The 15190-nt window shown below is 66.1% G+C and carries 13 protein-coding genes, 4 tRNA genes and 1 pseudogene; 5 read left to right on the top strand and 13 right to left on the bottom strand.

From position 1 onward, the window contains the following. The 12 genes from FHY18_RS10400 to FHY18_RS10455 all read right to left on the bottom strand — a co-directional run. A partial coding sequence (locus FHY18_RS10400) for a GTP-binding protein (RefSeq protein ID WP_259154082.1) occupies positions 1–413 on the bottom strand: 413 nt, incomplete at its 3' end. A 47-nt stretch (positions 414–460) separates the two neighbouring features. Then, a tRNA-Thr gene (locus FHY18_RS10405) sits at positions 461–536 on the bottom strand. Positions 537–569: 33 nt separating this feature from the next. Beyond that, a tRNA-Gly gene (locus FHY18_RS10410) sits at positions 570–643 on the bottom strand. Between the two features lie 29 nt (positions 644–672). After that, a tRNA-Tyr gene (locus FHY18_RS10415) sits at positions 673–758 on the bottom strand. A gap of 153 nt (positions 759–911) precedes the next feature. Next, positions 912–2003, bottom strand: coding sequence for a redox-regulated ATPase YchF (ychF, locus tag FHY18_RS10420; protein WP_259154087.1), 1092 nt, complete (start codon positions 2001–2003; stop codon positions 912–914). 77 nt (positions 2004–2080) lie between these two features. Then, positions 2081–2665 carry an aminoacyl-tRNA hydrolase gene (gene pth, locus FHY18_RS10425; RefSeq protein WP_259154091.1) on the bottom strand — a complete coding sequence of 195 codons (585 nt, stop codon included), beginning with the start codon at positions 2663–2665 and terminating at the stop codon, positions 2081–2083. 50 nt (positions 2666–2715) lie between these two features. After that, positions 2716–3351: a 50S ribosomal protein L25/general stress protein Ctc gene (locus FHY18_RS10430; RefSeq protein ID WP_259154092.1), complete on the bottom strand. Its 636-nt coding sequence runs from the start codon at positions 3349–3351 to the stop codon at positions 2716–2718. Between the two features lie 110 nt (positions 3352–3461). Continuing rightward, complete coding sequence (locus FHY18_RS10435; RefSeq protein ID WP_055851346.1) at positions 3462–4421, bottom strand: ribose-phosphate diphosphokinase; 960 nt, start codon at positions 4419–4421, stop codon at positions 3462–3464. Between the two features lie 128 nt (positions 4422–4549). Further along, a tRNA-Gln gene (locus tag FHY18_RS10440) sits at positions 4550–4626 on the bottom strand. Positions 4627–4629: 3 nt separating this feature from the next. Further along, positions 4630–5514 (bottom strand): 4-(cytidine 5'-diphospho)-2-C-methyl-D-erythritol kinase, encoded by an 885-nt coding sequence (ispE, locus tag FHY18_RS10445; RefSeq protein WP_259154106.1) that lies wholly within the window; start codon positions 5512–5514, stop codon positions 4630–4632. Next, entirely contained in the window at positions 5496–6149 is a 654-nt protein-coding gene (lolB, locus tag FHY18_RS10450; protein WP_259154110.1) for a lipoprotein insertase outer membrane protein LolB, read from the bottom strand. The genes ispE and lolB overlap by 19 nt, the downstream gene beginning before the upstream one ends. After that, the gene (locus FHY18_RS10455; protein ID WP_259154111.1) at positions 6146–7834 is read right to left on the bottom strand and encodes a tetratricopeptide repeat protein; all 1689 of its coding nucleotides are present in this window, start codon (positions 7832–7834) and stop codon (positions 6146–6148) included. The genes lolB and FHY18_RS10455 overlap by 4 nt, the downstream gene beginning before the upstream one ends. A gap of 65 nt (positions 7835–7899) precedes the next feature. Here FHY18_RS10455 and hemA point away from each other — a divergent pair. From hemA to ppk2, 5 genes and pseudogenes are all read left to right on the top strand, one after another. Then, positions 7900–9199 (top strand): annotated as a pseudogene (gene hemA, locus FHY18_RS10460) (glutamyl-tRNA reductase). Continuing rightward, positions 9177–10262 (top strand): peptide chain release factor 1, encoded by a 1086-nt coding sequence (gene prfA, locus FHY18_RS10465; protein WP_259154112.1) that lies wholly within the window; start codon positions 9177–9179, stop codon positions 10260–10262. The pseudogene hemA and the gene prfA overlap by 23 nt, the downstream one beginning before the upstream one ends. Beyond that, complete coding sequence (locus FHY18_RS10470) at positions 10259–11965, top strand: tetratricopeptide repeat protein (RefSeq protein ID WP_259154113.1); 1707 nt, start codon at positions 10259–10261, stop codon at positions 11963–11965. Before prfA ends, FHY18_RS10470 begins: the two co-directional genes overlap by 4 nt. Positions 11966–12603: 638 nt before the next feature. Next, the gene (moaB, locus tag FHY18_RS10475) at positions 12604–13122 is read left to right on the top strand and encodes a molybdenum cofactor biosynthesis protein B (RefSeq protein WP_259154114.1); all 519 of its coding nucleotides are present in this window, start codon (positions 12604–12606) and stop codon (positions 13120–13122) included. A 30-nt stretch (positions 13123–13152) separates the two neighbouring features. Beyond that, positions 13153–13935 (top strand): polyphosphate kinase 2, encoded by a 783-nt coding sequence (gene ppk2 / locus FHY18_RS10480; RefSeq protein WP_259154116.1) that lies wholly within the window; start codon positions 13153–13155, stop codon positions 13933–13935. Here the strand turns inward: ppk2 and FHY18_RS10485 are convergent. After that, entirely contained in the window at positions 13917–15146 is a 1230-nt protein-coding gene (locus FHY18_RS10485) for a hypothetical protein (RefSeq protein ID WP_259154118.1), read from the bottom strand. The genes ppk2 and FHY18_RS10485 overlap by 19 nt on opposite strands. Positions 15147–15190: the final 44 nt, after the last annotated feature.

Consider the following 15190-nt stretch of genomic DNA (forward strand, 5'->3'; position numbering starts at 1 on the left):
GCCTTGTTCAGGAACACGACGATGTGCGGCACACCGACCTGACGCGACAGCAGGATGTGCTCACGGGTCTGCGGCATCGGGCCGTCAGCGGCCGAGCACACCAGGATCGCGCCGTCCATCTGCGCCGCACCGGTGATCATGTTCTTGACGTAGTCGGCGTGGCCGGGGCAGTCAACGTGGGCGTAATGGCGGTTCGGGGATTCGTATTCGACGTGTGCGGTCGAAATCGTGATGCCGCGCGCCTTCTCTTCCGGCGCTGCGTCGATCGCGTCGTACGCCTTGAACTCGCCACCGAAACGCTCTGCACCGATCTTGGTCAGCGCAGCGGTCAACGTGGTCTTGCCATGGTCAACGTGACCGATGGTGCCGACATTGACGTGCAGCTTGGTGCGCTCGAATTTAGCTTTTGCCATGGGTGCAAGTTCTCGGTAATCGTTTGGAGTTTAAGACGATTGAGTAATGGTGCTCACGAAAGGAATCGAACCTTCGACCTCCTCCTTACCAAGGAGGTGCTCTACCGACTGAGCTACGTGAGCGAGTTTTGCATTATGCCATGCATTTGCGTTCAATGGAGCGGGAGACGGGAATCGAACCCGCACCATCAGCTTGGAAGGCTGAGGTTCTACCGTTGAACTACTCCCGCGCCGGGAACTGCATACCACAACGTGAAACTGGTGGAGGGAGGTGGATTCGAACCACCGAAGGCGTAAGCCAGCAGATTTACAGTCTGCCCCCGTTGGCCGCTTGGGTATCCCTCCAGCTTTTACTACCGGACCGTGGCGCGGTGAGGCGATTCGGTTCGGGGTGAAGCAGCCCGTTATTTTGTTGTGGGACGCACCCGGTGTCAACAAATATTTTGAACTCTTCGTCACTACTGAATGCGCGCGACGATCAGCGCCGCGCACACCGGATCAGACGTTGAAACGGAAGTGCAGCACGTCGCCTTCCTGGACCCGATATTCCTTGCCTTCCAGACGCAGACGGCCCGCATCGCGCGCACCGGCTTCGCCGCGATACTTGATGAAGTCATCGAAGCCGATCGTCTCGGCGCGGATGAAGCCCTTCTCGAAATCGGTATGGATGACTGCCGCCGCCTGCGGTGCGGTGGAGCCCGCCCTGACCGTCCAGGCACGCACTTCCTTGACGCCTGCGGTGAAGTAGGTCTGCAGGCCCAGCAGCGTGTAGGCCGCGCGGATGACGCGATTCAGGCCGGGCTCGCTCAGTCCGAGATCGGCCAGGAAGGTGTCACGATCTTCGTCGTCGAGCTGGGACAGCTCCTCCTCAATCGCAGCCGAGACCGGCACCACTTCGGCGCCTTCGGTCGCGGCGTGCGCGCGCACCGCGTCCAGGTGCGGATTGTTTTCAAAACCATCCTCCAGCACGTTGGCGATGTACATCACCGGCTTGAGCGTCAGCAGGAACAGATCGCGTATCAGCGCCTTTTCCTCTTCATCCAGCCCGGCCGCACGGCCGGCCTTGCCGTCGGCCAGCGCAGCCTGCAACTTGACCAGCACCGGCTTGCGTGCCGCCGCGTCCTTGTCGCCGCCCTTGGCGCTGCGTTCGGCGCGATTGAGCGCCTTTTCCACGCTATCCAGGTCGGCCAGCGCCAGCTCGGTATCGATAGTTTCGATATCGGCGATCGGGTCGACCTTGTTGTTGACGTGGATGACGTCGTCGTTCTCGAAGCAGCGCACCACATGGGTGATCGCATCGACTTCGCGGATGTGCGCCAGGAACTTGTTACCCAGGCCTTCTCCGCTCGCCGCACCGGCCACCAGGCCGGCGATGTCGACGAACTCGACCGCGGTAGGGATCAGCTTCTGCGGCTTGACGATCTCGGCCAGCTGATTGAGACGCGGATCCGGCACCGGCACGATGCCGACGTTCGGCTCGATGGTGCAGAACGGGAAATTGGCCGCAGCGATGCCCGCCTTGGTCAGCGCGTTGAACAGGGTCGACTTGCCGACGTTGGGCAGGCCGACGATGCCGCATTTGATACCCATGGGTTACATCCGGGATTTGGGATTCGGGATTGGAGATTCGTCATGCAGCATGGCCGCGGCGAATCCCCAATCCCCAATCACGCACCCCTACTTGTATGCAGGCGCTTCATCGCTTCGTTGAAATTGCCGTCCATCGCCAGCGGCAGGACATCGATGGCCGCATCCACCGCAGCACCGATCGCAGCATCGTCCTCGCGCCCTGCCCGCCCCAGCACCCACGGCACCACGCGATCCTTGTGACCGGGATGGCCGATGCCGACCCGCAGGCGGTGGAATTTGCCGTGCCCCAGCAGGTGAATGGTATCGCGCAGACCGTTCTGGCCGCCGTGGCCGCCATCGAACTTGAGCCGCGCCGTGCCCGGCGCCAGATCCAGTTCGTCGTGTGCGACGAGCAGTTGCTCCGGCTCGATCTTCCAGAACCGCAGGGCGGCGGTGATCGATTTGCCACTGAGATTCATGAAGGTGGCCGGCTTGAGCAGCCAGACCGATTGTCCTGCGATATCGACCTTGGCCGTTTCACCGAACAACTTGCTGTCCAGCCCCCAGCGGGCGCCACTGCGCTCGACGAGGGCATCGACGAAACGAAACCCGGCGTTGTGCCGGGTTTGCGCGTGTTCCGGACCCGGATTCCCAAGCCCGACGATCAGCCGAAGTGCAGACATGCCAGTCACCGCAGCCGATTCCCCGCGCATGCGAGGAATCGGCCGACGGATTACTTGGTTTCTGCGCCTTCGCTGCCTTCTTCACCGGCAGCGTCTTCTTCTTCAACGCGCACGTGCTTGGCAGCAACCACGGCAACATCGTGTTCCTTGCCCAGCTTCAGCTCGGGGATTTCGACGCCAGCCGGCAGCTTGATTTCGGACAGGTGGATCACGTTACCCACTTCCAGGGCACCGAGGTCGACTTCGATGAACTCAGGCAGGTCCTTCGGCAGGCAGACCACCTGGACTTCGTTGAGCTCGTGGGTCACAACCACTTCGCTCGACTTGCCGGCCGGCGAGGTCGCTTCGTTGATGAAGTGCAGCGGCACGGCAGCGCTCAGCTTCTCGTTGGCGCTGACGCGCTGGAAGTCGATGTGCATGATCAGCTGCTTGAACGGATGGCGCTGCATGTCACGCAGCAGTACCTGCTGCACGTCGCCATTGAGGTTAAGGTCCAGGATCGACGAGTAGAACCACTCGTTCTGCTGGGCGAGCCAGATCTGCTCATGGTTGAGCTGGATGCTGACCGGCTCGAGTTCGCCACCGTAGACGATGGCCGGAATGACGCCAGCGTGACGCAGGCGGCGGCTCGCACCCTTCCCCTCGTATGCGCGGCGCTCGACCTTGATTTCGTGAGTCTTTGCCATGTTGTTTCACTACCTAGATTGGAATACCGCCTCGCGGCGATGAAGCGTCTCACCCGCGACCAGGAGAGACGTAGTACCGGCACCCGGAAATCCGGGCACCGAATGCGGGATCAGTCGACGTAGAGCGAGCTGACCGATTCGCCGAAGGCGATACGGCGGATCGTCTCGGCCAGCAGTTCTGCCACGCTCAGCTGACGAATCTTCGGGCAGGTGCGCGCCGCTTCGTTCAACGGAATCGTGTCGGTCACCACCAGCTCGTCGAGCTGCGAATTATTGATGTTGTCCACTGCCGGGCCGGACAGCACCGGGTGGGTGATGTAGGCCACCACCTTGAGCGCGCCGCGCTGCTTGAGCGCTGCGGCAGCCGCACACAAGGTACCGGCGGTGTCGACCAGGTCGTCGACTAGCACGCAGGTCTTGCCCTGCACGTCGCCGATGATGTTCATCACTGTGGCGACATTGGCGCGCGGGCGGCGCTTGTCGATGATGGCCAGGTCGGCATCGTCCAGGCGCTTGGCGACGGCGCGCGCGCGCACCACACCGCCCACGTCCGGCGACACCACGATCAGATTGTCGGTGCCATAGGCGCGCCAGATGTCGGCCAGCAGCAGCGGCGAGGCATAGACATTGTCGACCGGCACATCGAAGAAGCCCTGGATCTGGTCGGCATGCAGGTCGACCGTCAACACGCGGTCGGCTTCCATCGCGCAGATCATCTTGGCGGCAACCTTGGCGGTGATCGGCACGCGCGAGGAGCGCATACGGCGGTCCTGACGCGAATAGCCGAAGTACGGGATCACCGCAGTGACGGAGGCGGCACTGGCGCGCTTGAGCGCGTCGATCAGCACCAGCAGTTCCATCAGGTTTTCAGCGCTCGGCGCGCAGGTTGGCTGGATCACGAACACTTCCTGCCGGCGCACGCTCTCTTCGATCTCCACCTGCACTTCGCCATCGGAAAAGCGCGTGACCAGCGCCTTGCCCATGCGCACGCCGAGCTCCTTGCAGATGCTCTGGGCAAGCGGCTTGTTGGCATTGCCGGAGAACACCAGCAGGTTACGTTGGTCTTGCATGGGATCTCTCGGGCGGTGGCAAAGAGCGTGCGGGCGATGATGGGACTGGACAAAGCCGACCAAATGCCGGGCTTTTCGTTGAATCCCCGCACATGGATGTGCGAGCTGCTGCAGAGGGATCTGCATATTGGCAGGGGCGGTAGGATTCGAACCTACGAATGCCAGGATCAAAACCTGGTGCCTTGGGCCTCTTGGCGACGCCCCTGCATCAAAACCTTGTTGCGTCCAGTACGTCGAGCAATGGCGAGTGCGCTGCACCTTCCACGACCCACGCCCGCAGGCTGTCCGGCAACTGCGCCAGGGCCTGCTCTGCAGCAGCGCGCGTGGCGAATTCGACGAAACACCCACTTCCCGACCCGGTCAAACGTGGCGTGCCGATCTGTGACAACGCCTGGAACACGGCCTCGACGGCGGGTTCGCGGCGCCGCAGGACCGGCTCGAACGCATTGTCGAGCAGAGAACCGGAAGCGAAGTCCGCTATTTTCACGGGCGCAGCATCCCGCGTCAATTCCTGTGATTGAAATAACGCCGGCGTGGGCACATGAACGCCCGGATCGACCAGCACATAGGCGGCCTGCGGAAGGACGATCGGGGTGAGTTGCTCGCCCACGCCCTCGGCCCAGGCATTGCGCCCGCGCACGAACACCGGCACGTCCGCACCCAGCCGCAGCCCCAGCTCGGCCAGCGCATCGACCGGCAAGCCCAGGCCCCATAAGGCATTGAGCGCCACCAGCACGGTCGCCGCGTCCGACGAGCCGCCGCCAAACCCGCCACCGGCGGGGATGCGCTTGTCGAGGCGAATCTCCGCGCCGGCCCGTGCGCCGGTGGACGATTGCAGCAGGCGCGCGGCGCGGATCACCAGATCATCGTCTTCGGCGACGCCGGGCAGACTTTCGCCGATGCGGCGGATCAGGCCGTCACTGCGCACACGAAGATGAATGGTGTCCCCCCAATCCAGCAGCCGGAACACGGTCTGCAGCAGGTGGTAGCCATCGGCGCGGCGCCCGATGATCTGCAGAAACAGGTTCAGTTTGGCCGGCGCAGGCCATGCCGACCAGCCGTCCGGCGCTACCATCAGGGCGATACCGTCCACTGATCGACCAGCAGGCGGACCTTGGCGCTGCCGTTATGGGCTTCGATGCGCTGCGGCAGCTCGGGCTGGCCGTCGCTGACAGGTGCCCAGGCAAGAAATTCGATGGTCCAGCCATCCTGTTGCACGGTACGCGGGCGCCCGGCAGCGTCGAGATCGACGCGTTGCGCGCCGGCATCGGCAATGCGCAGCGCGCGCACCCAGTCCGGCATCTGGTTGACCGGGATGGTCCAGCCGGTCGCCTCCTGCAAGACCTGTTCGGCATCGGGGCCGCTGCGCGGACCGCCGTCCAGCCCCTCAAGCCGACCGGCGCCGGTGGTGGTATCGCCAGTGAGCACCCAGCTCTGGCGGGTCACCGGGGCACTGAGCTGCACGCGGTAACGGGGGCCATCCTGCTGCCAGTCGATGCGCCCGCTACCACCGTTGCGGTCCTTGCTGATCGCCACCCGCCCCTGGAACGACCACTGCGGATGGGCCTGCAACCAGGCCTGGCGCGCAGTTTCGGCCGTGCGCGCTTGATCGGACACGCGCTCGACCACCGCCGCGCCACCGCCCTGCCCGCGCGGCACGCTGACGCAGCCGGACAGGGCGAATAGCACCAGCCCGCTCAGGGCCAGCGTCCGTCTTGCGGCGCTCATAGACCGAACTTCTCCGTGGCGCGTTGCAGCGCGCGATTGTCCGGATCCAGCCGACGCGCTTCGTCGAAGTAGCGGCGTGCCTCATCCTGCCTGCCGCTGACCCAGAGCACCTCGCCCACGTGTGCGGCGATCTCCGGGTCCTTGGCCAATGCCCAGGCGCGGCGCAGCTGCACCAGGGCTTCCTTGGTGCGGCCCATGCGGTACAGCACCCAACCGTAGCTGTCGACGATGGCCGGGTTGTCCGGGTCGGCGGTGCGGGCGCGGTCGATCAGCGCCAGCGCTTCCTTGTAGCGGCTGGTGCGGTCGGCCAGGGTGTAGCCCAGCGCGTTCAGTGCCGCGACGTTTTCGGGTTCGGCCACCAGGATCTTGCGCAGGTCGGCCTCGGCGCGCGCCACGTCGTCGCGACGCTCCCAGGCCAGGCCACGGGCGTACAACAGCGCACCGTCGTCCGGGTAGGCGGCCAGGCCACGCTCGAAGGCATCCAGCTCGCCCGGTGCGTCGTCGGCACGCTGATGCAGCTCGGCTTCCAGCACATAGGCATCGCGACGGGCATCGTCGTCGGCAGTGGCATCGCCCTGCAATGCGCGCACTTCCGCCAACGCTTCGGGCTTGCGGCCCAGCTCGTACAGGGCACTGGCCGCGCGCAAGCGCGCTTCGCTCAGCTGCGATCCGCCGGGCACGCCGCGGTACCACTCCACCGCTTCGTCATAACGCTTGAGGAATTCGGCGATCTTGCCCAGCAGCAGGCGGCGGTCCGGGTCGGGCTTGGTGGCGTTGCTCTTGAGCTCGCCATAGAGCGCCTCCAACGCTGTGCGGTCCTTCTCTTTGGCGAGCATGGACGCGCGCAACCCATAGGTCTGGGTGTCCTGCGGCCCGGTGGACAGCACGCGCGCGGCCGCTTCGGTCTGGCCCATGGCATCGTAGGCGAAGGCCAGCGCGCCACGCAGTTCGGAATCCTTCACGGCCTTCGGTTCGACGTTCTTCAGCAACGCCAGCGCTTCGTCGTTTTTGCCTTCCTGTTGCAGCTGGGTGGCGTGCAGCAAGGCCACGCGCGGCTCCTCGGGGAAGCGGCGTACCACCTCGTCGACGATGCGCTTGGCCAGCGCCGGGCGCTCCATGCGCAGCGCGAGCCGGCCAAATTCCTGCCAGACCTCGATCTGGTTGGGGATGGCGCCGGCCTTGACCAGGTCTTCGAGGACGTCGGCGGAGGCTTCCGGCTCGCGGCCGCCGTTGGCCAGCGCAATCAACGCAAAGCGCCAGCCACGCGGGTCGGGCTCCTTGAGCAAGCCGAGCAGGTCGCGGCGCGCGGTGCGCAGGTCGTTACGGCGCAGGGCCAGCGAGGCTTCGGTGCTGCGCATCGACATCGACGACGGCGCGCGGGCGCGCCACAGCGCCAGGGCCTCGATGGCACGCGGGTCGTCGTTGGCCAGCATGGCGATGCGGGCAGCGCGCTCGGCCAGGCCGGCGTCGCCGGCTTCGGCCTTGGCAGCGTCCAGATAGGCGCGGGCGGCATCGTCCAGTTGCCCGGCCTGCAAGGCGAATTCGCCGGCGAGCACAGGTTCCAGCGAGGTGGCGCCGGCACTGCTGGCCGGTGGAGCGGGCGGTGCTTTCTTGGGTGCTGCCGTGGCGTTGGCGGACACTGCTACCAGCAAAAGAACACTCAGGATGCGAATCGGTACAGGCATCGGGGGCAACCGGGCCGTAAAATGGGGCCCTGAATGGCCGCCAGCTTATCGCAAGCAACTGAACAATGACGTTGTGGGTGCTCGGACTGAATCACCAGACCGCACCTGTGGACCTGCGCGAACGCGCGGCGTTCGCAGGTGACGCGCTGCCGCGCGCGCTCGAATCGTTGCGCGCCTTGCCGCAGGTACGCGAGGCCGCGCTGCTGTCGACCTGCAACCGCACCGAGCTGTACGCGATGGCCGACGATGCGCAGACGCTGGCCGGCTGGCTGGACGCGCATGCGCCAGGACTGAGCGGCTATCTGTACCAGCATCAGGACGCCGACGCGGTGCGTCATCTGTTCCGGGTCGCCACCGGGCTGGACTCGATGGTGCTGGGCGAGCCGCAGATCTTGGGCCAGGTCAAGGACGCCTGGGCGGTGGCGCGCGCGCACGGCGCGCTGGGCAGCGGGCTGGATCGGCTGTTCCAGCAGACCTTTTCGGTGGCCAAGCGCGCGCGCACCGATACCCGTGTCGGCGCCAACCCGGTGTCGGTGGCCTCCACCGCGGTGCGGCTGGCGCAGGAATCCTTTGCGCGGCTCAACGAATCGACCGTATTGCTGATCGGCGCCGGCGAAACCATCGAGCTGGCCGCCAAGCATCTGAGCGAAGGCCGGGTGCGCCGGTTGCTGATCGCCAATCGCACCCTGGCGCATGCGCAGACACTGGCAAGCCAGCACGGCGGCTATGCCTTGCCGTTGACCGATCTGGAACGCCATCTGGCCGAGGCCGATGTGGTGTTCTCGGCCACCGCCGCGCGCGAGCCGATCGTGACGCGGGCGCAGGTGGAACAGGCGCTGCGCGCGCGCAAACGCAAGCCGATGCTGTTGTTCGACCTGGCGGTGCCGCGCGATATCGAAGCCTCGGTGGCGACACTGGGTGATGCCTATCTGTACACCGTGGACGATCTGGAGCGCGCGGTGGAAGACAACCGCCGCAGCCGCCGCGAAGCCGCAGACCAGGCCGAGGCCATCATCGACCTGCAGGTGGCGCGCTATGTCGAGACCGTGCAGGCCAACGCACGCCAGGCACCGCTCAAGCGGCTGCGTGCATTCGGCGACAGCACCCGCGACGAACTGCTGGCCAAGGCACGCCAGCAATTGAGCAACGGCAAGCCGGCCGACGAGGTGCTGGAGCAGCTGGCGCATGCGCTGACCAATCGGCTGCTGCATCCGCCCACCGCCGCGCTGCGCGAGGCCGCGCTCAGCAACGACCTGGAATTGACCAGTGCGGCCGACCGGCTTTTCCCGGAAAAACCCGGTTACCAACATCCCCCCTGTAGCTACCCCGATCGTGAGGACTGATGACGCCGACCCTGCGCCGTAAGCTCGAAGCGCTGGCCGAGCGCCGCGAAGAACTGCAGCACCTGTTGTCCGACCCGGACGTGGTGAGCAACAACGACAGGTTTCGCACACTGTCGCGCGAACTGTCGCAACTGGAGCCGGTGGCGGTGGCGCTGGAAGACGAGGCGCGCGCCAAGGCCGATCTGAGCGCGGCCGAAGCCATGCGCAACGACCCGGAAATGCGCGAGCTGGCCGAAGAGGAAATCGCCGCCGCACAGGCACGCCTGGACGAACTGGATGCGCAGCTGGCGTTGCTGCTGGTGCCGCGCGACCCGCGCGACGACGGCAACCTGTTTCTGGAAGTGCGCGCCGGCACCGGCGGGGACGAGGCGGCGATCTTCGCCGGCGACCTGTTTCGCATGTACGCCCGCTATGCCGAGCGCCAGGGCTGGAAGGTCGAGATCGAATCCGACAGCCCCGGCGAGCACGGCGGCTACAAGGAAGTGGTGGCACGGGTGGTCGGGCGCGGCGCGTATTCGCGCCTGAAGTTCGAATCCGGCACCCATCGCGTGCAGCGCGTGCCGGCGACCGAGTCGCAGGGCCGCATCCACACCTCGGCGGCGACGGTGGCGATCATCCCCGAGGCCGACGATGTGGAAGAGATCGTGATCAACCCGGCGGACCTGAAGGTGGACACCTTCCGCTCCTCCGGCGCCGGCGGACAGCACGTCAACAAGACCGAATCGGCGATCCGCATCACCCACGTGCCCAGCGGCGTGGTGGTGGAATGCCAGACCGAGCGCAGCCAGCACGCCAACCGCGACAAGGCGATGAAGCGGCTGAAGGCGCAACTGGTGGAAGCCGAACGCAGCAAGGCGGCAGCCGCCGAGGCGCAGACGCGCAAGTTGCAGGTCGGCAGCGGCGACCGCAGCCAGCGCATCCGCACCTACAGCTTCCCGCAGGGCCGCATCACCGACCACCGCGTGGAAGGCCTGACCTTGTACGACCTGCCCAACATCATCGAAGGCGATCTGGATGCACTGATCGCACGCCTGCTGCACGAGCATCAGGCCGACGAACTGGCACGGTTGAGCGACAGCCCGTGAGTGCGCAGGTCCCGCGCGAGCTGCTGCAGCTGCGCGAGGCGGTGCGGCGCCAGCCGGGCGATTTCATTGCGTGGTTGATGCTGGCCGATGCCGAACTCGGCATGGGCGGCATCGCCGCCGGCGAGTTGGCCGTGCAACGCGCATTGGCGTTGCATCCGGGCCACCCGGAAGCGATCGCACGGCTTGGCCGCGTGCGCTGGGCGCAACAGCGGCATACAGAGGCCTCGCGTTTGCTGCAGCAGGCATCGGACCTGGTGCCACAGCATCCGGGCATTGCGCTATGGCTGGGCCATGCCTTGGAAGACGCCGGTCAGCCGGAGCAGGCGGCGGCAGCCTACACACGCGCGCATCAGCTGCTGCCCGACGAGCCGTATATCGCCGCGCAGCTGCTCAACTGGCGCCGTCGCTTATGCGACTGGCGCGATCTGGATGCCTTGGCCGCGCAGGTGCGCAACGCCGTGGCGCACGGCGCAGCGGCGGTGGAGCCGTTCGCGTTCCTGAGCGAGGACGCCACTGCGGCCGAGCAACTGGCCTGTGCGCGAACGCGCGCGCAGGCGATCGCCTCAAGCCTGCAACCACTGCCGCCGGTCAAGGTACGCAGCTGCGGTGCGTTGCGTGTTGGCCTGGTGTCCAATGGCTTCGGCGCGCATCCCACGGGGCTGTTGACGGTGGCGTTGTTCGAGGCATTGCAGCAACGCCAACCGGCGCTGCAGTTGCAGCTGTTTGCGACCAGCCAGGACGACGGCAGCGCGATTCGCGCGCGCCTGGCTCAGGCCACCACGCTGCACGATGTCACCGCGCTCGGGCACCTGGCCACCGCGCAGCATATCCGCGCGCAGGGGATCGATGTGTTGTTCGATCTGCGCGGCTGGGGGGGTGGCGGGCGCCCGGAAGTGTTCGCCCTGCGGCCGGCGCCGGTGCAGATCAATTGGCTGGCATACCCGGGCACCTCCGGTGCGCCGTGGATGGATTACGTGCTGGGCGATGCATTCGCATTGCCGCCGTCGCTGGCGCCGTTCTACAGCGAGCATGTGCTGCGCTTGAACCGCGTGTTTCAGCCGTCGGACATCACGCGCACGCTTGGTGAGCCGCCGTCGCGCACCGCGTGCGGCTTGCCTGCGCATGGCGTGGTGTTTTGCTGCTTCAACAACAGCTACAAACTCAACCCGCGCAGCATGGTGCGCATGCTGGCAGTCTTGCGTGCGGTGCCCGGCAGTGTGCTGTGGCTGTTGTCGGGGCCGGGCCAGGCCGATGCGCGCTTGCGTGCGTCAGCACAGGCGCAGGGCGTGGATGCGCAGCGCCTGGTCTTCATGCCGAAGTTGCCCCACCCGCAGTATCTGGCACGTTACCGGCACGCCGATCTGTTTCTGGATACGCATCCGTACAACGCGCATACCACCGCCTCCGATGCGTTGTGGACGGGTTGCCCGGTGCTGACCACGCCCGGCGAGACGTTTGCCGCACGGGTGGCGGGCAGCCTGAATCATCATCTGGGGCTGGATGAAATGAATGTGGCCGACGACGCCGCGTTTGTGGCCAAGGCGGTGGCGTTGGCGAGTGATCCAGCCGCGTTGAGTACGTTGCGTGCGCGGGTGGCGGAGCGTCGGCGCGAGTCGGGCGTGTTCGATATGGATGGGTTTGCCGACGGGTTCGCGGACCTGATGCAAGCACTCGCGCGCCAACATGGTTGGTCAGGTAACTAGCGGCCTGCTTGCCTTTCCAAAGTAGATGGCTGTCTTTTGCTCCCCACCCCAACTCCCGCTCCGTGCCCCGGCACGCGCTTGCGGCGCGGGCGCTCCAAGGCACGCGCGCCCAGCTGTGCCTCCTCGTCCCTGCGGGAGAGGTGCTTGAAAGCGTCATTGAATTTCTTCGAGACCTTTTCAGGTCATGGAAACAACGTGCAGAGCGGCAGCGTGGCCGGGGATTGGCGGAGAGCGGCACACGGATGTGCCGCGGCGGCGCGTAAGACAGGATGTGCCGCGCCGAGGAGCCAATCCCCGGCCGCGCTGTCGCCCTGACCGAAGCGAGTACCGACAGGCATCTTGCTTCGCCGTACCCTCACCCCAACCCCTCTCCCGGCGGGAGAGGGGCTTCAAGCGGCGCTTCACTAGCTTGTTCAAGCTTTTCAGGTCATGGAAATAACGCGCCGAGCGGCAGCGTGGCCGGGGATTGGCGGAGAGCGGCACACGGATGTGCCGCGGCGGCGCGTCAGACAGGATGTCTGCCGCGCCGAGGAGCCAATCCCCGGCCGCGCTGCCGCCCTGACGAAGCCAGTAGCTGAGTTGTGCGGCTTCACACCGTGGTGCTGTACCCGCGCGTCCCGGATCGCTAGGCTTGGGCCATGCCTTCCAATCTCGACTTCATTCCCTTGCACCTGTGCGTGCTGACGGTATCCGACAGCCGCACGCTGGCCGATGACCGCTCCGGCGACTATCTGGTTGATGCCCTCACTCACGACGGCCACGTACTACACGAGCGTGCCCTGTGTCCGGACGAACGTTACCGCATGCGCGCGATCGTTTCTGCATGGATTGCCGATGCGCAGGTGGACGGCATTCTGGTCACCGGCGGTACCGGCTTCACGGGCCGCGACAGCACGCCGGAGGCGATCACGCCGTTGCTGGACAAGATCATGCCGGGCTTCGGCGAGATGTTCCGGGCTATCAGCGTGGAAGAAATCGGCACGTCTTCGCTGCAATCGCGTGCGTTTGCGGGCTTGGCCAATCACAGTTTCGTGTTCTGCCTGCCCGGCTCCACCTCGGCCTGCCGCACGGCCTGGGAGAAGATCGTGCGTGCGCAGCTGGATGCGCGTACCAAGCCCTGCAATCTGGCGACACTGCGTCCACGCCTGGGCGAATAGCCTGCGCGCTTCATCGATGTCGGAACGCGCATGTCGCACCTGAAACGCAAGGCCTACAAGAAGTTGCTGGCACCGCTGCAGCTGGAACTGGTCAACATGGCGCGCTGGCTGCGCCATACCAACCAGCGCGCACTGGTGCTGGTGGAGGGCCGCGACACCGCCGGCAAGGGCGGCGTGATCCAGGCCATCGCCAGCCATCTGAACCCGCGCCAGTGCCGGGTGGTGGCGTTGCCGACACCCAACGACCGCGAAGGCACGCAATGGTATTTCCAACGCTATGTGGCGCATCTGCCGGCGGCCGGCGAATTGGTGCTGATGGACCGCAGCTGGTACAACCGCGCCGGCGTGGAACGGGTGATGGGCTATTGCACCGACGCGCAGTACGAAGCGTTTCTGGAGCAAGCGCCACGCTTCGAACAACTGCTGGTCGACGACGGCATTCTGCTGTTCAAGTACTGGCTGTGCGTGGATCAGGCCGAGCAGGAACAGCGCTTTGCCGAACGCCAGGAAGATCCGCTCAAGGGCTGGAAGCTGTCGCCGGTGGACCTGCAGTCACGCAGCAAGTACGAGGACTACACCGCCGCACGCGAGCGCATGCTCGAGGCGACACATACGCCGGACGCACCGTGGACGCTGGTGGATTTCAACGACCAGAAGCGGGGCCGGCTGAGCCTGATCCGCAACCTGCTGGATCGGCTGCCGGACACCGCGGTGCCCGATGACACGTTGCAGCTGCCACCGCTGGATGGCAAGCCGCACAAGGAGCGCTACGGCGTACTGGAACCGATCGACGATTACGCCGGCCAGTCCTGAGAGACCTCGTCGCTGGCCGTGGTGGCGCGCGGCAGCGGATGCAGGCCGGCCCGACGTTCGGCCTGCTCGGCCTGCACCACCAGCTGGCTCAGGCGCTGACTGAACAGCTGCATGAAACCGCGGTGCAGCGGGCGCATGGCTTCCATGTAGTCCACATCGTCGGCCTGCGCGCCGAGCGGGCTGCAGGACGACAGCAGCACTTCGTCCAGGCGCAGGGCGCTGTCGGGCAGGCGCACCAGCGCAGCGCGACGCAACCAGTCGCGCATGCCTTCGCGGTATTCGGCGGCCAGGATGTAGGCCACTTCGACCTGGTCCAGGTCCACGTCCGGGTTCCATGCCAGCACCTGGATCACCTGCGAGCGCTCGTCGAGCATGCGGCCTTCGGCGACCAATGCATGCAATTGCTGCAGCAGCCGCCACTGCACGCCGGCCGCATCGCGTTGCGCGGCCGGCATCGCTTCGATGGCCAAGGCCAGGCGGCGCGCGAACAGCGCCGGCACGTCGGCCAGGACGATCGGGCCTGCATCGGCGCCCAACAGGAAGCGCTCGGTGCGCAGCGCAGCGGTGTCGGGCAGGTAGCCGTCCTGCAGCGGGCGCATCACGCCGTGATCGAGCAGCGACAGCACCACGTCGAGCCAGTAGCGACGCTCCTGCTGCAGCGTGCGGTTGACCGACGCGTTCTGCCAGGCGCTGCGTACTTCGTCCAGGCGTGCGATGCAGGCCTGGGCATCCATCGCATCCCACGGCGCACGGGTGGCATCGTTGGGGTCGAAGGTTTCGGCGCTGAGCATGCCGGCGCCGAAGCGGTGCCAGGCAGCGCCACGCTGGGTGTCGGCCGGGTCGAGGCGGGGCGCGACCACTGCGGCCGGAGCCGCCGGGCGCAGCAACGCAGCATAGGCATCGGTCCACGATTCTGGCAGGCGTGCCGACATCGGGTAGGTTGCCGATGGCTGCGCCAGATCCTGCCGCGCCAGACGCAGGCTCCATGCCACCGCGCCGATCACGATGCCGACAAACGTCCACGCCAGCAGCCAGCTGGTAGCCGCCTGCTCGGGTTGCAGGACGCGAGTGGACGGCTGCACGAACAGCAACCAGCCACTGCCCAGCAGCGCGCCGAGATACAGCCAGGGTCCGAACTGCGCCAGCTGGCGATTGCGGCGAGATGCCGCCAGTTCGTGCCCGTCGTTGTGATCTTGAGATGGAGCGGCCATTACATTCCCCTGAACGCCTGATCGCGTTGAGAAGGTTATCGGCG

Source organism: Xanthomonas sp. 3793 (genome assembly GCF_024806835.1).
GTDB lineage: Bacteria > Pseudomonadota > Gammaproteobacteria > Xanthomonadales > Xanthomonadaceae > Xanthomonas > Xanthomonas arboricola_F.